Origin of the sequence: Jeotgalibaca ciconiae (assembly GCF_003955755.1) — a bacterium.
Lineage (GTDB): Bacteria > Bacillota > Bacilli > Lactobacillales > Aerococcaceae > Jeotgalibaca > Jeotgalibaca ciconiae.
Window position 1 is genome coordinate 1026760 of record NZ_CP034465.1, and the last position, 20169, is coordinate 1046928.

The 20169-nt window shown below is 38.1% G+C and carries 22 protein-coding genes; 9 read left to right on the plus strand and 13 right to left on the minus strand.

The annotated features are described in order from the left end of the window. The first annotated feature begins 103 nt into the window (after window positions 1–103). The gene (gene fabV, locus EJN90_RS04745) at window positions 104–1303 is read left to right on the plus strand and encodes an enoyl-ACP reductase FabV (protein ID WP_174919262.1); all 1200 of its coding nucleotides are present in this window, start codon (window positions 104–106) and stop codon (window positions 1301–1303) included. 33 nt (window positions 1304–1336) lie between these two features. Here fabV and fghA read toward each other — a convergent pair whose 3' ends face one another. Next, on the minus strand, window positions 1337–2179 hold the full coding sequence (gene fghA / locus EJN90_RS04750) for an S-formylglutathione hydrolase (RefSeq protein ID WP_126109112.1): 843 nt from the start codon (window positions 2177–2179) through the stop codon (window positions 1337–1339). A 37-nt stretch (window positions 2180–2216) separates the two neighbouring features. Further along, on the minus strand, window positions 2217–3326 hold the full coding sequence (locus EJN90_RS04755; protein WP_126109113.1) for an S-(hydroxymethyl)glutathione dehydrogenase/class III alcohol dehydrogenase: 1110 nt from the start codon (window positions 3324–3326) through the stop codon (window positions 2217–2219). Window positions 3327–3442: 116 nt separating this feature from the next. Here EJN90_RS04755 and EJN90_RS04760 point away from each other — a divergent pair, with 116 nt between their 5' ends. Then, entirely contained in the window at window positions 3443–3781 is a 339-nt protein-coding gene (locus EJN90_RS04760; protein ID WP_126109114.1) for a winged helix-turn-helix transcriptional regulator, read from the plus strand. A gap of 53 nt (window positions 3782–3834) precedes the next feature. Here EJN90_RS04760 and truA read toward each other — a convergent pair whose 3' ends face one another. From truA to EJN90_RS14120, 6 genes are all read right to left on the minus strand, one after another. Then, window positions 3835–4575 (minus strand): tRNA pseudouridine(38-40) synthase TruA, encoded by a 741-nt coding sequence (gene truA / locus EJN90_RS04765; RefSeq protein WP_126109115.1) that lies wholly within the window; start codon window positions 4573–4575, stop codon window positions 3835–3837. A 44-nt stretch (window positions 4576–4619) separates the two neighbouring features. Next, a complete protein-coding gene (locus tag EJN90_RS04770; protein ID WP_126109116.1) occupies window positions 4620–5213 on the minus strand; it encodes a rhodanese-like domain-containing protein in 594 nt (197 codons plus the stop codon). Window positions 5214–5291: 78 nt separating this feature from the next. Then, entirely contained in the window at window positions 5292–5630 is a 339-nt protein-coding gene (locus tag EJN90_RS04775) for a DUF6054 family protein (RefSeq protein ID WP_126109117.1), read from the minus strand. A gap of 78 nt (window positions 5631–5708) precedes the next feature. After that, the gene (locus EJN90_RS04780; RefSeq protein ID WP_126109118.1) at window positions 5709–6530 is read right to left on the minus strand and encodes a hypothetical protein; all 822 of its coding nucleotides are present in this window, start codon (window positions 6528–6530) and stop codon (window positions 5709–5711) included. Next, window positions 6527–7018, minus strand: coding sequence for an RNA polymerase sigma factor (locus tag EJN90_RS04785; protein WP_126109119.1), 492 nt, complete (start codon window positions 7016–7018; stop codon window positions 6527–6529). Before EJN90_RS04785 ends, EJN90_RS04780 begins: the two co-directional genes overlap by 4 nt. Before the next feature lie 70 nt (window positions 7019–7088). Then, window positions 7089–7214, minus strand: coding sequence for a hypothetical protein (locus EJN90_RS14120; protein WP_265415844.1), 126 nt, complete (start codon window positions 7212–7214; stop codon window positions 7089–7091). Between the two features lie 211 nt (window positions 7215–7425). Between EJN90_RS14120 and EJN90_RS04790 the strand changes: the two genes are divergently transcribed. Next, window positions 7426–8403 (plus strand): D-alanine--D-alanine ligase family protein, encoded by a 978-nt coding sequence (locus EJN90_RS04790; protein ID WP_164544008.1) that lies wholly within the window; start codon window positions 7426–7428, stop codon window positions 8401–8403. Window positions 8404–8585: 182 nt separating this feature from the next. On the opposite strand, the gene yghU is transcribed toward EJN90_RS04790, so the two are convergent. After that, the gene (yghU, locus tag EJN90_RS04795; protein WP_126109121.1) at window positions 8586–9374 is read right to left on the minus strand and encodes a glutathione-dependent disulfide-bond oxidoreductase; all 789 of its coding nucleotides are present in this window, start codon (window positions 9372–9374) and stop codon (window positions 8586–8588) included. Between the two features lie 192 nt (window positions 9375–9566). Here yghU and gloA point away from each other — a divergent pair, with 192 nt between their 5' ends. From gloA to tnpB, 3 genes are all read left to right on the plus strand, one after another. Beyond that, window positions 9567–9947, plus strand: coding sequence for a lactoylglutathione lyase (gene gloA / locus EJN90_RS04800; RefSeq protein WP_126109122.1), 381 nt, complete (start codon window positions 9567–9569; stop codon window positions 9945–9947). A gap of 331 nt (window positions 9948–10278) precedes the next feature. After that, window positions 10279–11562, plus strand: a complete 1284-nt coding sequence (locus EJN90_RS04805) for a ClC family H(+)/Cl(-) exchange transporter (protein WP_126109123.1) — start codon at window positions 10279–10281, stop codon at window positions 11560–11562. Window positions 11563–12011: 449 nt separating this feature from the next. After that, window positions 12012–12305 carry an IS66 family insertion sequence element accessory protein TnpB gene (tnpB, locus tag EJN90_RS04810; RefSeq protein ID WP_126109124.1) on the plus strand — a complete coding sequence of 98 codons (294 nt, stop codon included), beginning with the start codon at window positions 12012–12014 and terminating at the stop codon, window positions 12303–12305. Window positions 12306–12766: 461 nt separating this feature from the next. Here tnpB and EJN90_RS04815 read toward each other — a convergent pair whose 3' ends face one another. Both EJN90_RS04815 and rlmH read right to left on the minus strand, forming a co-directional pair. Continuing rightward, entirely contained in the window at window positions 12767–13723 is a 957-nt protein-coding gene (locus tag EJN90_RS04815) for a ribosome-binding factor A (protein WP_126109125.1), read from the minus strand. Between the two features lie 93 nt (window positions 13724–13816). Then, window positions 13817–14296, minus strand: a complete 480-nt coding sequence (gene rlmH / locus EJN90_RS04820; RefSeq protein WP_126109126.1) for a 23S rRNA (pseudouridine(1915)-N(3))-methyltransferase RlmH — start codon at window positions 14294–14296, stop codon at window positions 13817–13819. A 107-nt stretch (window positions 14297–14403) separates the two neighbouring features. Between rlmH and EJN90_RS04825 the strand changes: the two genes are divergently transcribed. The 3 genes from EJN90_RS04825 to EJN90_RS04835 all read left to right on the plus strand — a co-directional run bounded on the left by EJN90_RS04825 (window position 14404) and on the right by EJN90_RS04835 (window position 18010). Then, window positions 14404–15783 carry a TrkH family potassium uptake protein gene (locus EJN90_RS04825; protein WP_126109127.1) on the plus strand — a complete coding sequence of 460 codons (1380 nt, stop codon included), beginning with the start codon at window positions 14404–14406 and terminating at the stop codon, window positions 15781–15783. Window positions 15784–15797: 14 nt separating this feature from the next. After that, entirely contained in the window at window positions 15798–16469 is a 672-nt protein-coding gene (locus tag EJN90_RS04830; RefSeq protein ID WP_126109128.1) for a potassium channel family protein, read from the plus strand. A gap of 149 nt (window positions 16470–16618) precedes the next feature. Further along, complete coding sequence (locus tag EJN90_RS04835; RefSeq protein ID WP_227872583.1) at window positions 16619–18010, plus strand: TrkH family potassium uptake protein; 1392 nt, start codon at window positions 16619–16621, stop codon at window positions 18008–18010. 428 nt (window positions 18011–18438) lie between these two features. Here the strand turns inward: EJN90_RS04835 and scrK are convergent, their stop codons facing one another. Further along, a complete protein-coding gene (gene scrK / locus EJN90_RS04840) occupies window positions 18439–19311 on the minus strand; it encodes a fructokinase ScrK (protein WP_126112292.1) in 873 nt (290 codons plus the stop codon). A gap of 14 nt (window positions 19312–19325) precedes the next feature. Next, window positions 19326–20153: an AraC family transcriptional regulator gene (locus tag EJN90_RS04845; RefSeq protein WP_164544009.1), complete on the minus strand. Its 828-nt coding sequence runs from the start codon at window positions 20151–20153 to the stop codon at window positions 19326–19328. Window positions 20154–20169: the final 16 nt, after the last annotated feature.

The window sequence follows — 20169 nt, forward strand, 5'->3', positions numbered from 1 at the left end:
TTATGATTCGATTTTAAAAAAATAATCCTCCTTATTAATAGAATAGCTACCCACCGCAGTCAATATTTGTTATTGTAGTATTACTAAATGATAATGGGAGGTAATGATTATTAAATTCGAACATAAAATGCGCGGTAATGTATCGCTTGGCGTTAACCCCATCGGCTGTAAACAAGAGGTTAAAAATCAAATTAATTACGTAAAAGAACAAGGCTCATATGAAGGCCCGAAAAAAGTTCTAATCATTGGAGCATCTTCAAGTTATGGATTAGCAACACGTATTAGTCTTGCTTTCGGTGCGGGTGCTGATACTATCGGAGTTTCTTTTGAGAAAGGTCCGAAGTCTGAAAAGAATTTAGGGACTGCTGGTTGGTATAATAATATCTACTTTAAACAAGCTGCGGAAGCGGAAGGGTTAGTAGCTAAAAACTTTGTCCAAGACGCTTTCAGTCACGAAACAAAGCAAGATGTTATCAACTATATTAAAAATGAACTAAAAGATAAAATTGACCTAGTCGTATATAGCTTAGCATCAGGCATCCGGATTGATCCTGATACCGGTGAACGTATTAACTCTGTTATTAAATCAATTGATCAAACGGTTGTCGGTCCCAATGTTAATATTCAAAAGCAGGAGTTTTATGAACAAGTTTTAGAACCTGCTACTGAGAAAGAAATTGCTGATACTGTGAATGTTATGGGTGGGGAAGACTGGCTGTTATGGATGGAAGCTTTAAAAGAGGCGGATGTTCTTGCTGAAGGTGCCCAAACCGTTAACTATTCCTATTTAGGTTCTGACTTAAACAAACCATACTATGGTGACGGTACATTAGGTCAAGCGAAAGCTGATTGTGAAGTGAAGGCCGCTAAAATCGATGATTTATTAACTGATATTAATGGGAGAGCAACCATTGTTGTAGCAACTGCTGTAACAACGAAAGCTAGCTCGGTTATTCCATTCTTCCCGGTTTATTGTATGGGTCTCTATCGTGTGATGGAAGATAACGGCACACATGAAACACCTATCATGCATCAAGACCGAATCTATCGCGATATGCTTTATGGAGATAAGCCGGAGTATGATGAAAAAGGACGTTTACGTCCAGATAATTGGGAATTAGATCCTGAAGTCCAATCAGCAACGGAAGCCTTAATCAAGAAAATCAATGGAGATAACTTTAACTCTGATTTAACAGGTTATGGCATCTTCATGAAAGAATACATGAATTTAAGTGGATTTGATGTCGATGGATATGAGGAAGAAGATATCACAATTGAGGATTTATTAGCTTTAGAATATTAAAAAAAGTCGAGATGACAAATCTCGACTTTTTTCTTATTTTTTTAGTTCATTGATATGAAATTCAAGATGCTCTTCTATAAAAGTTGCGATTGTATAGTAGCTGTGATCGTGCCCACTTTGTATCCGAAGTTGAAGTGGATAATCTTTTTCTTTTGCAGCTTCAACTAGTTTCGCTGGCTCTAATTCCTTTTTATAGAAGGGGTCTTTGTCACCTTGGTCGATCAAGATTGGCACCCTTTTTCCTGAATGTTGCTTCATTAATTTCACTGCGTCCCATTCAGCCCAATCTTCTTCAGTCTTTCCAAGATAGTTTTCAAAGGCTTTTATTCCCCATGGTACTTCTGATGGATTAACGATTGGTGCAAATGCTGTAATGGATTGGAATCGTTCTGGATTTCGCAACCCTAAAACCAAAGCTCCGTGTCCCCCCATAGAATGACCCGAAATAAATTCAGGACCATCTAAACCAAGTTCAACTCGTACTAAGTCCGTCAATTCTTCTGTAAGATAATCATACATTTTATAATGAGAAGCCCATGGTTCTTGTGTAGCATTCAGATAAAAACCTGCTCCTTGCCCTAAATCGTAATCTGATGAATCAGCTATCTCTTCACCACGAGGGCTTGTGTCCGGCATGATCATAGCAATTCCCAGACGCGCTGCTGCTCTTTGCGCGCCTGCTTTATGGGTAAAATTATCATCGTTACAAGTTAAACCTGACAGCCACCATAGTAAAGGCGGCTCAGGAAATTTTTCCTTATTCGGCAAAAATAAACTAAATGTCATTGGGCAGTCCAATAATTCAGAATGATGGCGATATTTATATTGCATACCATCGAAAATACGATGTTCTTCTAAATTCTCTACTTTTGACAACTCATTTCCTCCTCATAGGATTCACAAATTCCGTCTTTTAATAAGATAGAACCGTACGAATCGATTCACCTTTGTGTAACAGATCGAACGCTTCGTTAATATCTTTAAATTCTAGTTGGTGTGTAATAAATGAATCTAGATCGATTTCACCATTCATGTAATCCAGCACCATTCCCGGTAATTCCGTTCTTCCTTTTACACCACCAAAAGCCGAACCACGCCATACGCGGCCGGTAACCAATTGGAATGGACGGGTATGAATTTCTTTACCAGCTCCCGCAACACCCAGGATAATGCTTTCGCCCCATCCCTTATGGCAACATTCAAGCGCGGATCGCATAACATCAACGTTACCGATACACTCAAAACTATAGTCCACGCCGCCATCCGTCATTTCTACAATCACTTCTTGGATTGGACGTTCCTGTTCTTTTGAATTAACAAAGTCTGTTGCGCCCATTTTTTTAGCCAGTTCCCATTTAGCCGGATTGATATCAATCGCGATGATTCGTTTTGCATTCGCTTTTTTCAACCCTTGAATGGCAGCTAAACCAATTGCACCCAGTCCGAAAACGGCTGCCACAGCACCTTCTTCTACTTTGGCGGTATTTTTTACAGCTCCCATACCTGTGGTAACACCACAACCCAATAAACAAACTTTTTCTAAAGGCGCATTCTCGTCAACCTTTACCAAATTCACTTCATTTACTACTGTATATTCACTAAAAGTGCTTGTTCCCATGTAATGATAAACCGGCTCACCCTTGTAAGAAAAGCGAGTGGTCCCATCCGGCATTAACCCTTTACCTTGCGTTTCACGGACTGCGCTACACAAATTTGTTTTGCCCGAAAGGCAGAACTTACACTTGCCACATTCTGCTGTGTAAAGCGGAATAACATGGTCTCCTACTTTTACAGAAGTGACTCCTTTACCTACAGATTCAACAATTCCTCCGCCTTCATGCCCTAAAACGGCTGGAAAAACACCCTCCGGATCATCTCCAGACAATGTAAAAGCATCGGTATGACAAACAGATGTATACAATATTTTTACTCTTACTTCATTTTCCTTGGGATCTTCCACATCAATTTCAACGATTTTAAGTGGTTCATTCGGACCAAACGCCACTGCTGCTCTACTTTTCATTTATATACCCTCTTTCTTGTAAATGTATTATATAGTATACTTCATACTACAAAAAAATTAATACTGACATAAATGTCAGTATGTCTCCAATGATGCTCAGAAAGGTTTTGAATCATATGATTGTACATAAAGGAAAAGAATTTTTTACGGACAAAGATTTAGCTCTATCTGTTATTGGGGGGCGTTGGAAAGTCGCCATCGTTTGGTTTTTGTTGAATGAATCCCCTTTGCGTCTAAGTGAGCTTCAGAGAAAGCTGCCTGATATCAACCAAAGAATGTTGATTCGACAACTAAGAGAACTCGAGGAAGATAAAATTATTCAACGAACCGTTTACCCTGTCGTCCCTCCCAAAGTCGATTACAAACTAACTGAAATTGGCTTAAGCCTGGAAGCCGTGGTAACAGCGATCTGCGATTGGGGAGAAACGTATCACCAGTTTTTGATTTCGGAATAGATTCTGTACGTTTACATAGGTCGCTTAAAAGAGCCAGTTTATAGGTGCTTCGATTAATGATAATAAACCTCATCAAGAAAAAGGCCTTGTGCGGGAACTGTCTCTCCTGCGTTTGCCCTGATTTTATTTTCAAAGATCTTGTCAATGGTTTCTAATTCCATCGTACCAGCGCCAATTTCCAAAAGGGTACCTGTGATAATACGAACCATTTTATGCAAGAAACCATCTCCTGAAAATGTAAAATGAATCATGCTTCCTTCTTTTTGAACGGAGAGTTCATTAATCGTTCGAATGGTGGATTTTTTTGTCTTTTTAAGAGCAGAAAAACCAATGAAATCGTGGGTTCCTAGTAATTTTCGGCAGGCCTCATTCATCCGATTAAGGTCTATTTTTTGCGGATAATGGAAGCTTCGATGACGTTCAAATGCGGAAGGTATCGCATCATTCCAGATGTAATAACTGTATTGTTTTCCAATCGCATTATAGCGAGCATGAAACCGTTCAGAAGCTTCTTCTACTTTTTTTATGACAATATCTTGTGGCAAGTAACGGTTCAGCCAGTCAAGAATTTCAGACAATTCCATCTTCGTATTCGATTTAAAATTCGCCACCTGTCCTCTTGCATGTGTGCCGGCATCCGTTCGGCCCGAACCGATAATTTCTATTTTTTCCCCCGTCATTTCGCTCAAAACACTCTCGATTTTCCCTTGAATCGTTTTATCGGAGTCACCAAGTCTCTGCCAACCCAGGTATCGCTTTCCATCGTATTCCATTGTTAGTTTGATGTTTCTCATATTTTTTGTTCTACTCCTTAAGTTGTTGCTAATTTTTACTCCTATCAAAGTCCTTTATTAAACGCTTCTACTGCTCCCATGCCGCCTTCAATGACGATTGGTTGATACCCTTGCTTCTTTAGATAAGAAGCTGCAGCAGTCGCACGACCACCTGATCCACAGAGCGTGTATACGTTCAGATTTAAGTCCAACTGTGAATAATTCTCAGGAAGTTCTTCGATTGGTATGTTTACCAAATGTTTCTCTGGAGCAGGTCGAGTGATTTCATCAGGATGGCGCAAGTCCAGCAAACGATAGTTCCCTTCTAAAGTCATAAAATCTGCTGCTGGGATTGTTTGAATTTTTTCTAGATTCGATTCAGGAATATCTTCGGCTAACAGATAAGCCGATATATTTTCAATTCCTGCTGCCTCTGCTTCCTCTACCAGAGCAGGAAGTTCTTGGAAATTTTCTTTCGCAACAATCAAAACAATTTCCTGATCCTTACTTAAAAAATGCTTGCCATATTTCAGCAAATTCCTAGGGGTCAGGTTCAATGCACCTTGCAAATGTCCTCTTTGGAATTCTTTCTGAGAACGCAAATCAATCATTTGCTGGTCTGAGATTTGTTCATAAGATAATTTCAGTAATTGATTCATATTAAACTCCTTTATTTATCTATTGTATTTTTTTGTTCCCACCGATATAACTTTCGCGATTTCTTCATCTCTTCTACTTCACACCTGATATTTCTGGACAGTTGCTCGAATAACATCCAAAAAGGATTCTTCCCCGAAAGTGTTCAATTTAAAAAACATCGCTTGGCTTCCGCCAGCTGTAATGGCGCTCAATTTGATTTGGCTGCCCGCTTGAAGCAATGTCAAGCTCAGACTGAGGCGGTTGCCTCCAACCATACTATACCGTTCGTAAACTCTGACTGCGCAAACACAATCACCAAGATAAAAATCTGATTCACCTTCGATTGCTGCAGATGCACTTCCGTTCACTATCGTCTGATCAAGCTCACGTAAAATTTCATCGAAATCGCCTTGTAGATTTGCTTCTAGTTGTGCCATTCTCACTCATCCTTTCTTTTCCCCATTATAGCAATACTTCACAAAAAATCAGACTGTGACTTTGAAACCTTTTACTATTTAGTAGTCACCAATAATTTCTGCCACATCTTCTAGCGTCTCGACTTGCTCAAAGGATGGGTAAGCAAATTCCGCGAAGACCAACCCTTCTGACGTTTCCACAAACAGCCAACGAATACCGTCTCCAAGTCCGTACTCTGCTATTTCCTGCAAATATAAGGTCTGTTCACCTACGGAATAAATAGCCGTTTCATCATAACGAACGGGCATCATGATAGTCTCTGCTCCAACCTGCAAGTGACCAGCAGTGTCCATAACGGTGTTGCTTCCCCCGCCATCCAAAATATGACCAGGAGCCATAACGGTGATAACTGTTCCTGGCTTTAAATACGTTCGATAATCCTCGATAATTTCAACTTCCACAACTGCAAGGTAATCTGTTTGATATGAAAAGTTGACTTCTAAATTATGGATTGCTTTGATGGTCCCACGAAAAGCAGCGATTTGTACCCCATTAGAGCGTTCTGCCAATAATTCACCTTCTGACAAATAAACCAAACTCGCTTCAGTCTCTGTTCCCATCACTTCATCTACATAGCTAACTTTAATGGAGGAGTCCGACTTCTTCAAGTTAAATTCCAGTTCTTGGATTTCCTCCTTAATTATTTCTTCTTGGCTGCTTGGAAAGTCTGTACTATTATCATTTAAAAAGGAGAATGCAATGATTAAGATCAGGGATAAACTGAGGGCACTTGAAAAAAAGAAAGGCTTTTTCAACTTAGCGGCATTGTTTTTCCGCAAAATTGCCTTTCTCATCCGTTCATCTGCCTCTTGATCTGGTTCTACTTTCTTCCATGCTTCCTTAATTTTGTTGTCGTTCATTTAAAGTCACCACCTAGTTTTTCTCGGAGTATGCTACGTGCTTCATGGAGATGATTTCGGATGGTTGATGGTGGTTTTTCAAGGAGCTTTGAGATTTCCACGCTGTTGTAGCCTTCATAATAATAGAGATAGGTTACCACTTTATAAGCGTCGGGCAAATTCATGATCACTTGTAAAGTCTCATCAATCTCGATATTGGTGCTTCCGATTATCGTATTTTCCTGTTCTAGGCGAGTCCTCCTCCGCCACCAATGTTTTAACTTGTTCTTACAAAGGTTAGTCGCAACACGAATCAGCCAAGCCTTCTCGTGTTCACCGCTCTCAAATTTGGGACCCTTTTTGATGAGCTGGATGAAAGTATCCTGGACCACATCTTCCGTATCTGTCGCATTCTTCATGTAAGCAAAGCATACCCGGTAAATCATGAATTTGTGTTGTTCATAAATTTCTGTTACTTCTTTGTTCGTACGCAACAAAGGTTTTTCCATGATTTGCCCTCCCTTCACTAGTAATACAATCGAGACCGCCAAAGTGTCGGATTTATTTAAAAAATGGTGATTAAAATTCTTCGGTTCCTATTCCATCTTCAATCCGGTAAACCCAGTCATAATAGGATAACATTTTTTCAGCGTGTGTTACCATGCCGGCAGTCTTGTTGCGGACTTTCACTTCTTTTGCAACCACGGAAACGACTTCGAGTGCACGCTTAAAAGTTAAAAGCGATTATAAGAGAGAGATACTTGAGAAAGGTATTTTTGATAGCTCTATAATCGCAATAGATCTCCCTCACTTAACACTCCGTGTAACGTTCTCTACTTCTGTGTTATCTTTAGGCGCTTCTATTACGGGATGTTACAATGAGAAAAAGGACGAAAATACAATGGAGGCGTTAGCGATGCATATTGTTTTAGTTCATTCAAAATACGAAAATGTAGAGGAAGCGAGGACAACAGTGGATCCCATGGGGGCGAACCGCATGGCCACTACGGTGAAAGCAGTCAAAGACGCTTTGGAAGTAAGTGGGCATGAGGTAATTCCCGTTGAGGCAGATTACCAACTGTTAAGCAAAATAAAAAAGATGAAGACTCCTGACTTAATCTTCAACTTAAGCACTGGCATTTCCGATAAACGATCCCAGGCCAATGTAGTTGGAATGCTGGAGATGCTCCACATCCCAGTGTTAGGCTCTAGACTTACCACCCATGTGCTAGGCCTCCACAAAGAAATTACCAAGTCCCTCCTGTATGCCTATAACGTCCGGACCGCCCGCTACCAATTGGTTGAAGATGAGAATGCACCCATTCGCAAAGATTTTATTTATCCCGTCATAGTGAAACCGGAGCATGAAGGTTCCGGCATCGGCATCACCGCCTCTTCCAAGGTCGATACTCCCGAGAAGTTACGAAAAATCATCATGGAGAAAATAGCGCTCCACAAACAGGAGTTACTGATTGAAGAATATTTGCCCGGCCGGGAATTTACAGTCGGCGTGATGGGAAACGCTCACTTGGAAATTCTACCAATTAAAGAAACCGTTTTTCTTGATGAAGATCTGAAAATGTTGACCTATGATCTGAAGATGGAGAATGATGTCATGAACAAAATTCCGGCTGATATTCCTGAAAAATTGGAGGACGAAATCAAATCGATGGTCGAGAAAACCTATCGGATTCTTCGGTGCCAGGATTTTGCCCGTATCGATATTCGGTTAGATGCAGAAGGAAAGCCGACTGTTATGGAATTAAATACCTACCCGGGCTTGGTTCCTGATTTTTCCTTTTTCCCTATGCTGGCAGAGGCCGCTGGCTATAGCTATGCGGAACTCATCAATCGCTTGGTGGAAATTGCCCTGGAACCGGTTGTAATTCAATAAAAGGCTCATTCGGCGATGCAGGTCAAGTGAGTATTCTTGTAAAGTGGAGGATATTAGAGCTGTTCTGAAGGGATAGTTGCAGTGGGACCACTTAGCAACAAATAAGATAATAAAAGCCCAATTTCTCATCGTTAAAATTGAGAAATTGGACTTTTTCTATTTAAATTTTTCAATAAATACATTTACTCCCTGATCGGTTGATACTCCGCATCCAGACCTCTTTGAACACCTGGCCGTTCTGCAATACGTTTTGACCATTCCATAAGGTGAGCATATTCTTCTACATTTAAAAACTCATACGATCCTTCATACAGTTTCCCTAAAGCTAAGCGGCCGTACCAAGACCAGATGGCAATATCAGCGATCGTATAAGTATCCCCTGCGATATAAGGACGCTTCGCCAAAGTTTGGTCGAGTAAATCTAACTGACGTTTGGTTTCCATCGAAAAGCGGTCAATTGGATATTTCATCTTCTCTGGAGCATAGGCGAAAAAGTGTCCAAATCCACCGCCAATATAAGGGCCTGCTCCGATTTGCCAGAATAACCAATTTAGGGTTTCCGTCCGTCCATGAATGTCTGAGGGAATCAGTTGGTTAAATTTCTCGGCCAAATAAAGAAGAATCGAACCTGATTCAAAAATTTCCACACGAGGACTTTGACTTTGGTCAACAAGGGCTGGAATTTTCGAGTTCGGATTAATCTCGACGAAACCCGAGCCAAACTGGTCGCCTTCCCCAATATCAATCTTGTACAAGTCATAGTCTGCATCCACGATCCCAAGTTCTTTCAGCTCTTCAAACATAATCGTAACTTTAATGCCATTCGGTGTTCCTAATGAATAAAGTTGAAACGGAGCTTCTCCGACTGGTAATGTTTGTTCGAAACGACTCCCCGCTGTTGGACGATTGCCACCTTTTTTTGAGTTCTCTTCTTCCCACTTCCATACTTTTGGTACTTCATATGCCGACATCCTACCACTCCTTGTCCTATTTATTTGTACCTTCATCATACTACTTATGAGGCAAAGTGGCTAAGTTTTAACTTGTTTATGATATAGTTTTTTATATTGATCTATTAGAAAACACTATAAAAGGTAACTTTAGATGCCTATATAAGCTATTCATGATAAAATAAAAACAAGAAACTATTGGAGGATGATTAAATGAATCAAGTATTAGTTGAAATTTGTTTGCGTGTCAGAGATATTGAGGCTACCCTAGACTTTTATACAAACTTATTCGATTTTGAAATTGCGAGCCGCAGAGAATTCCCAGAGGATAAATTTGATTTAATCTATTTAAACTCACCAGGCACGTCGGTTCAAATCGAACTCACTTATAATTATGACGCTGAACCATACGAAATTGGCAATGGCTTCAGTCATTTAGGTGTAACGGTTGATGATTTAGAAAAAATGCATGAGATTTGTAAAGCATCTGCTTATGAAACAGGCGAATTAAAAGGTCTTTCAGGCGGCACACCTTCTTACTTCTTTGTAACAGATCCAGATGGTTACCGTATTGAAGTGAAACGTAAAAAATAAACATACAAAAACTCCCACTAAGGACAGTTGGAAAATCAACTGTCCTTAGTGGGAGTTTTTTCGTTTTATTGATCTAAAAATCCTTTTTTATTCATAACATAAGCTGTTCCTACTGATAACAGCATGACTGAAATCAACACATAACTTTGTATTGAACTAAAGTTTTGTGGACCAATGATTAAATAGGGACTTAACGCAATATTAATGGGTACGATTGGATAATGCCATTCTTTTGGTTACTATAACAATAATTGCTTAAGCAAGCGTCTTTTTCCCTCTCCTTTTCATTTTCCAAAAACAGGCGTAAAATAGTTAAATGGAGGATGATGTCATGGAAGAGAAGCGTTTAGATTTTAAACTAGGGTTTGTTAGTCTGGTGACAGGGCTTTTAGTTGGTGTTGTGGTGAGTGGCTTTCGGTTGGCTATTCCCTTTTTGATGGGGATGGTAGGAAAGTTATTGCAGTTTGGACAACAAAGTCTCCTTCACTCACTATTGTTTATTTTTATTTTCGCAACGATTGGTGTCGTTGTATCGTGGAACGTCAAAAAAGAACCGATGATTGGCGGTTCAGGTATTCCCCAAGTAGCTGGTAAATTAAGTAGGCAGTTAGACTTCTCCTGGTTCTCTGTCTTGATTCATAAGTTAATGGGTGGCATTCTAACGATTGGGAGCGGTCTGACTGTTGGCCGAGAAGGTCCATCGGTTCAGATTGGCGCAGCAATTGGACAAGGTATTGCCGAAAAAAGTCATTTAAATAGTCAGAACCAACGTTATTTGATTGTAGGCGCCGCTAGTGCGGGGATGGCTGCCGCATTTAACTCACCCATTTCAGGGATTATATTTGCATTAGAAGAACTTTTGAAACGAACCTCGCGGAGAGGGTTTTTAGCCAGTTCCTTAATTATCATTACGTCCACCCTCGTATCAATTATCTTATTAGATAACACCTTTACCCTTACTATTCCTATTTCATTAGAGTTACCAGTAAGAGACTATCCTTTTTTAATTATATTAGGAATGGTCATTGGTTTATCAGGCGTTCTATTTAATCGGGTTATCCTGTGGGGAAAGAGAGTGTATGCACGATGGCACGTCCCTGTTGTTATAAAATGCAGCTTCCCTTTTGTTGTCACAGCACTCTTTTTATTATGGGATCCTAGTCTATTAGGCTCAGGAGATCATTATATATTAATGCCATTCCATGAAAATATAGCTCTCGCCTCTCTACTATCTGTTTACTTGATTAAACTATTCTTATTAGTAGTGGCTTTTTCATCTGGTTTGCCAGGCGGTATATTCTTCCCCTTGTTAGCACTAGGCTCACTTGCCGGCAACATCGTGGGAACAAGTTTATCAATGGGTGGATTAATCGATCAGAACACCTTATTAGTTTTTACGGTCATCGCAATGGCTGCTCATTTTGCTGCAATCGTTCGTGCCCCACTGACTGGTATTTTTCTCATCCTTGAAATGACAGGGGGATCGATTCGTTATCTATTACCCCTTGCAATGGTCACCTTTGTTGCTTACCTTGTCGCTGAACTATTCCATTCCGAACCAATTTATGAATCATTGTTAGGGTTGATGTTGGCGAATGAAAAAGAGGAGGGGTAGGAGTTTTTAGAGTGACCCCAAAAGTTAGTTTTTTTTAGATCTAACTTTTGGGGTCATTTTATATATGCATATCTTTTGTTTATTGTCTGGATAATTGAATGGGAACCGTTCTTTCAGACATTCCCACCTACACCATTAAACTTCTCTACAAATGCTGCATTTTTCTGAAATACACTGTAAGCGATAAATAGCTAGGTACCTGTGAGCACTAGCGGTCTCCTGTTGAACTTGAGATATCTTAAGTACAACTGGAGGTTTTTAAATTGGAAAAGAATAAGCAGTCCATCGTTCCTGTCAAATTGCAGGAGAAACAAAGAAATCGTCGAATGATTGAGAAGCCCTTACCACAGAAATTAGTAGCACATTTAAAAAATAGTCAGATAGAGCTGTTATATATGAGGGAATCAAACCATCGACGTTGAAAATACTTCTCACGGAGATGACTAGTAATGAAGCTCATTGACTTTACTCAAGTAGAGAATATTTTCATTGTGTGCGGGAAGACGGATATGCGTCGTCAAATTGATGGATTAGCCGCAACGATCACTGAAGAATATGACATGGATATTTATAACGGCGCTCTCTTTCTCTTCTGTGGTGGAAATAAAGACCGGTTCAAAGCTCTTTATTGGGAAGGCGACGGCTTCCTTCTCTTACATAAACGCTTAGAGAATGGTAAATTGAATGGGCCTCGTAACCAGAAAGTCTCCATTAAGCCTGCGGTTAAAGGGAGTATAGCCTAAGAAATGAGAGAGAAATTGATAAAAAAATCAATTTCTCTCTCGTTTTCTTTTTCTAATTATAGTAACATTTAATTACTATTTATGTGAGGAGAAGAAGCCATATTTATGATAACCGTTGTCATCTGGTATTTAGGCTACTTCTAATAATCTTAAATTCAACTACATTTATGTTAGCAGCAACGATTAAAATGAAGATCAACAATTATAAGCTTAAGAAACCTCATTTATTTATGATAAGATTCACTCATTGCTATTGGATACAATTGTGACAATCTTTTAAAATCATTGAGCCTCTTGTCAGATTATCCTATAGTTTTTTTAGAACTGTCATACATCTTAATATGGATTTTATATCAAATGACTAATTGTACACACCTACTAAATAATTTAAAGGAATAAATCAAGCAGATAATTATTTGGAAAATTATTTTCTGTTCTCTGTAAAAAATCTTTAGGAATAATCAATTCGTAATGTTAACCAATCCAATTTTTGACAGGTCAATGTATATCATTTCAATATCATATCCACTATTAATTGGGGACAAAGTGATATTAGAAGGGTTGTGTATCAAATCATATTTTAAAATTTTACTGATTACGTATTTGTTACTTTTTAACCCTAGTAGGTTCCACTTTTCTATCAAAGAAAGTAAATATTTATGGTTAAGATCTAAAAATTGTTTTTTTATTTCATACATTACTTCAGCCATTATTTGATAGTACTCTTTAATTAGTTCAAACATTTCTAAATCCTCTTGTTTATTCTGAAAGTTTAATAAATCATCTCTTACTATTTTTTTCCAGTCATAATTGGAACTTAATAGATAATCAATATTTAGATAAGCCGTTATTTTAGTGTTTTCTTGGTTGGTTTCAGGGTTCATTATGATTTCACTTGATATGGTTGTGACAGGAAAACCAACATGTTGTGTAAAGTTTCTTAAATAATAAAAGAATCTATAAACAAATTTTTCATCATATTTGTTAGATAATACATTTTTAAAATTAGAATATTCAATGCTTTTCTTATCATACTTACTCTTCATATGAATTTCTAGCGTATCAATAAATAACCTGCCGCTTGATAATAAATGTATTATAAGCCTATTTAATGTGTTTTCATTTGAAATTTTATTATTTTTTTCAATATTACTTTTATATTTCAAAATATCTGAGGTATCACCTAGCACTAAATCAAACATTGTATTTATTTTTTGGTAATCATTACGTATTTTTCCTATCTCATCTGAGACTTTCATTATTTCATCTCTATTTTGAAAATCAAGAATATGGACTTCTCTTTCACCGTTTATTATATCTATTCTTGCTAAATCTTCTATAATATCCTCATCTTTTAAATGAGAGTACATTTGTTCTATTTTTATTTTATGTTCCTCAAAATTTTCAATAATTAACATCCTTTCTAATAGCGATTATGTGATCTGAAATAATTTTGAAATGATTAAATGAACCCGTATCAGATTGAGCTGTGGTTTTCGAAAAAACCTCATCTACTTATGATACGGCTCGCCCTTCATAATCCGAAAACCCCGATACACCTGCTCCACCAACACCAATCGCATCAACTGATGGGGAAAGGTCAGCTTCCCAAATGATATTTCTTCGTTCGCTCGTTGAAGTACAGCCTTGCTTAATCCGAGTGAACCACCGATAATAAAGGTGATATCACTTTTACCTGTGATGCCGAGTTGGTCGATTTTTTTGGAGAAGTCAACGGAATCGTATTGTTTCCCATTAATGGCTAAGGCAAATACATAACTTTGGTCGGCTACTTTTGCAAGAATGCGTTCGCCCTCTTTGTCTTTTACCATTTCCATTTCTTTTTCGCTTAGTGTTTCGGGTGCTTTTTCATCGTTTACTTCAATGATTTGTAGTTTGCAATAGCTGCCCAGACGTTTTGTGTATTCAGCAATACCTTGCTTTAAATACTTTTCCTTTAATTTTCCAACTGTTATAATCTTTATATTCATATCGTTGCCCCTTTTTTATTTTCATTATCATCGTATTGAAAATAAAGTAGGAGTGCAATCTATTTCTATGTGTGTTCAAGTTTTATTACGAAAAAAGGAGGGATTTTGTGCGCAATTGGTTCTCGCGTTGGACGATTTCTCAGAAAATTGTGGCGAGTTTTATCCTGTTAATTGTTATTGGCTCTGTTCTTTTATGGCTTCCGATTAGCCAGGCTTTTGGTTCTCAAGCTACTTACTTCGATCATTTCTTCCACTCTGCTTCACTCGTGACCGTAACTGGATTGGTAGATACACCGATTGCTCAAACCTACTCTTTTTTCGGGCAAATTATTTGTTTGATTTTAATGCAAATTGGCGGATTAGGTTTAATGACAATCGTTGCGAGTATCGTGACTGCTTTTGGCAAAAGAATGAGCTTAAGTGAACGTCTGGCTGTGCAAGAAGGACTAAACCGTGAGGATGCTACTGACTTTCGTTCTTTTTTAAGCACGATTCTTCGGTATGTATTCGTGATTGAAGGAATCGGATTTTTTGTCCTTTCTTTTCGTTTTATCCCAGAATTTGGTTGGGCAAAAGGACTATTTACGGCTTTATTTTTAGCTATTTCTGGCTTTACAAATGCAGGATTTGATACCTTGGGCAGCAATTCGTTAGCTGCTTATGTTCATGATCCGCTCGTGAATTTAGTTATTTCAGTATTAATTATTCTAGGCGGTATCGGTTTTCATGTTTGGTTTGATTTTGCTTCTGTTTCCCGTAATTGGATAAAAAGAAAAGGTAAAAAGAAATTGCTTTATTTTTATCGGAGCCTTTCTCTTCATAGCCGACTAGCAATTGTGGTCAGTTTGATTTTAACGGGACTAGGCACACTATTGTTTCTTTTAGTAGAATACCAGAACCCTGAAACGATTGGAGACTTTTCTTTTGGTCAAAAGCTATTGGCTAGCTTTTTCCAAACCGTAACGATGCGGACGGCTGGACTGACAACTGTCGACTTCACGAAAGTTTATCCTTTTACGTTATTCTGGTTTATTATTTCCATGTTTATTGGCGGCTCTCCTGGAAGTACAGCAGGTGGTTTGAAAACCACCACATTTGCGATGATTGTCTTGCTCATTTATAACGTCTTCCGTGGACAGAAAAACGTTAACATATGGAATCATACAATTTCGGAAACGCTGGTACGAAATGCATTTGTCATTTTTTCAGTTTTCTTTTCCGCTTTCTTATTAGGGACAGGTATTTTGTCCTTATTAAATCCGGATGTGGAGTTTATTGTCTTGATGTTTGAGTCTGTTTCTGCCATTACAACGGTGGGAATCAGTGCACATCTGACGACATCTTTAGGAATAATGAGCAAGATTACCTTGATGGTTCTCATGTTTGCAGGGCGAATCGGACCGATTACCATGGCAGAAAGTTTGGCACGTAAGGATAAAGAAACGAAAAACATTACCTACGCTTCTGGAAAAATAATTATTGGATAGGATGGAGTAATAGAATGAGAAGGACCATTGGAATATTAGGTTTAGGGATTTTCGGGAGGAGTATTGCCCGGACATTAGCAGAGTTTGATTATGACGTGATTGCAGTTGATAAAAGTGAAGAAAACATTAATGATCTAGAGCCCCTTATTACAAAAGGTGTCGTCGGCGACATTTCAGATCGAGATTTGTTAGAAACAATTGGTATCGGTGATTGTGACGCAGTTGTAATTTCCACAGGTACTGTATTAGAAGCGAGTGTACTTGCAGTGATGCATTGTAAAAAACTAGGTGTACCAAAAATCATTGCTAAAGCAAAAAATAATATGTATCGCGATGTTCTTCAAGAAATTGGCGCAAACGAAGTGATTTTGCCTGAACGTGAATCAGGAGTCCGTCTCGCAAAAAAATTGATGCGAAACAAAATTGAAGATATTGTGGAACTAGACGACCACACTTCCATTGTAGAATTTTCACCTCCTAAAAGCTGGGTTGGGAAGACGATTCAAGAACTGGATTTACGTAAAAGATATGACATCAACTTGATTGGCATGCGAGAATCAAAAAATGCGCCACTAAACGTTAGTGTGTTAGCAAATACACTTGTTCGAGAAGATTTAATATTTTTAGGAATTTCTGAGTCTGATATATTTGAGCGTCATGACTATTTGAAAGAACCTTATGAATAGAAAATAAGCGAAATTTAAAGAAGTTATTTCTTACACAATCTATGGAAGGTGATCTCGATAACTATTTAGGTCATCTTCTTTTTCCATTTTTTACCTTGAAGATTGATAATAACAACTGACTATATTATTTCTTATAAATTGAAAGAGGAATGAACAATATGAAAGAGCGGTTTTATAAGTGGACAACTTCAAAAAAAATAGTAGCTAGTTTTTTGTTTTTAATTCTAGTTGGCTCTATTCTACTATCCATGCCGATTAGTCAATTAGAGGATGTAAAAACAACTTATATGGATCATCTATTCCATTCTGTATCAATGGTATGTGTGACAGGTTTATCGAGAGTCCCTATCAGCAGTATTTATTCAACATTTGGACTTTCTGTCAGTTTACTTTTAATACAATGTGGTGGTTTAGGTTTGATGACTTTAGTAGCGAGTGCTGCTTCGACGTTAGGAAGGAAAATGAGATTGAGGGAAAGACTAGCGGTGCAAGAAGGAATTAATCAGTCAGATGCCAAAGACCTTAAGACTTATTTAAGTAACATATTCAAATATACTTTTTTTATTGAAGCCATGGGTTTCTTATCCCTTTGTATTTATTTTATTCCAGCTCTAGGGTTTAAAAAAGGAAGTTTTACCTCTCTTTTTTTAACAATTTCGGCATTTAATAATGCAGGCTTTGATAATCTTGGAGCAACTTCTTTAAACAATTATGTACATGAGCCCTTGGTAAATATTGTTATCAGCTTTTTAATCATATTAGGAGGAATAGGATTTATCGTTTGGTTTGATGTAGCACGTGTGTTAAGTAATAATTATTCAAGAAAACAATCTCCTTTTAATCTTATCCAATTATTTCGCAAATTAACTTTACATAGCAAGATCGCTATCTTTACAACGTTTTCTCTAACTTTTATTAGTGCATTTTTATTTTTCGTTGTAGAATATAATAATCTAAATTCAATAGGAAAGTTTTCGTTTTTTGAAAAAATTCTAGCTAGCTTCTTTCAGTCAATCACCATGAGAACTGCTGGTTTTTCAACCATTGATTACGGCGCTGTCCATCCCTTTACTTTGATTAATTTTATCTTTTCAATGTTCATAGGAGGTTCTCCTGGAGGGGCCGCTGGCGGCTTGAAAACAACCACCTTTGTCATGGTTATCTTGCTAATCTACAATGAATTGCGAGGGCAGAAAAATGTCAATGTCCTTAGACATACCATACCAGAATCCTTAGTACGCAACGCCTTAGTAATATCAGTCATTTTTCTTTTTTCTTTTCTACTTGGATCCACTTTACTATTATTATTGAATCCTGAAGTACCTTACATACATTTAATGTTCGAGACAGTTTCAGCCCTTGCTACAGTTGGTGTGACAGTAAACTTAACCCCATCTTTAGGAGTTGCCAGTCATATTATCATTATGATCATGATGTTTGCAGGCAGAGTTGGACCGATTACATTAGTTGACAGTCTGTTAAGAAAAGATAAATTCACAAAAAACATTACTTATGCAAAAGGAAAAATCATCATTGGTTGATGTAATGAAAGAATAGTACGAATGAATACTACCTAAGAAAAGCGGACAAGTCCGCCTTGACCTATGAAAAAATAGGAAATTTGACCCTGAATTGTCAGGAGACTTCACGCTTCAGCGGGTTAGTCGAATGATATGCGTTAGCGAGCAGCGAAGCGCGCAATGGGGCAAATTTATCTTTTTTTCACTAGGTCAGGACTTGGAAGCTAGACATTGATGGCTGAACTTATAATCCCCTAGTCTATGAAGAAAGGGGCCGGGAAAAAATTCCCGGCCCTCTAGTATTAACGAATAATAGTGGTGTAAACGTGCTCAAAAAGGCAGATCCGACACCCACTTCACGAATCATGCGCGGATGGTCTTCGTCCATCCTGTGCTTATTCCTTCCAGTGACTCGGATCTAAACGCCTTTTTCCCACTCTATTTTTTTCTTATAAATGAATTTTTGCTTCTTTTGCAAGTGCCAAGCAACCGATTGTCCCGGCATTGTCTTCTAATTCGGGTGTAACAATGTAGTTTGTTAAATCAGGCGTTTTTACATAACTTTGCATTAAATCTTCGAATGCTTGATGAACTTTTTTAAGCATGTGGCGCTGTTTCATTACGCCACCGCCAAAAATTATGACATCCGGGGAGAGCATGAGTGTTGTGTTATAAGCACATTGCGCTATATAATAAGCCAGCATGTCCCATAGTTCATCATCTGGAGAGATATCTTGCCCTTTTTTACCGGTTCTTTTCTCAATTGCTGGTCCCGCAGTCATCCCTTCCAAACAATTGCCATGGAATGGACAATTTCCTGTAAAAGAATCATTTTTGTGAGGTACTACCATCATATGTCCCATTTCCGGGTGACTAAATCCTTCAACGAAACGACCTTCTTGTATAGCTCCTCCGCCCACTCCGGTTCCAATTGTATAATAAACGACGCTCGACAACCCTTTGCCCTTACCAAATGCGTATTCTCCGTATGCTGCAGCATTAACATCCGTTGTCCAAGCGATTGGCAGAGAAAAATGTTTTTTCATTGTGCCGACGAAATCAAAATTTTGCCACAGTAATTTAGGAGTAGATGTAATAAACCCATATGTTGGAGAATTTCGATGAATATCAATGGGGCCGAAAGACCCAATCCCAATCCCTTCCAGCTTATCTTGATAACCTTTAAAAAATTGAATAACCAACTCCATCGTTTCCTCTGGTGTTGTTGTAGGAAAGCTCACTCGGTCGATAATTTCTAAACTTTCATCAGCAACTGCGCAAACAAATTTTGTGCCACCTGCCTCTATTGATCCGTACATAATACACTCACTCCTCATTATATTTTTTTACTTTCTTTATACTCTGTGGGAGTCATTCCCATCTCTGATTTAAAAACTTTTGAGAAATAATTGCCGTTGGAAAACCCAACCGAATGAGCGACATGATCAATCGTTTTATAATCCCATAATCGCTCTAATGATTTTAGAATTCTTATTTTTCTCAAGTAAGCCATCGGTGTGTATTGAAAAGCTTCTTCAAAAGATCGGATAATGTGAAACTTAGACATGTGGAAGTGGTTTTCCATTAAATCTAAACTGATGTCTTGCTGGTAGTTTTCTTCAATAAATGACCGAAGCACTTGAATTTCAGGATCCATTTTCTCTTTTTGTTGGGCAACTTCTTCTTTTATTTGTAAAAATAAATCAAAAGAGAGTTTCGCATTCTCATATAAAGACACTTCTTCATTTTCTAAAAGGAGAATCAGTTCAATTAATTTCTTTGAAAAACTTTCACTGCTTGAAGGGCAGGCTTGGTTAGGTAGTGCCAGCCATTGCTTTGTGATCGGCGAAAACTCTATATAAATAAATTTCCAATCTTCTCCAAAATAAGTAAATCTTCCGGGAATATCTGCCAAGAAAAAACTTCCAGCTTTTTGAACGTATTCTTTTCCGCCACTTTCAAAAATCCCCTTCCCGCTTAAGGTATACTGCATAACTACTAATTGATCTTTTCTTCTCATGCCGTCCCATATATAATCCGCATGTCCTGTCCCTACACCCAGACCTTGGATATAAGGTAGATTCTGATGATCCATATAATGAAAGCGGCGAATGAATGGATGCAATTTATTACCCGCTCTTACAATTTTTTCTTCTTGTTTCATTTCATCAGACTCCTTA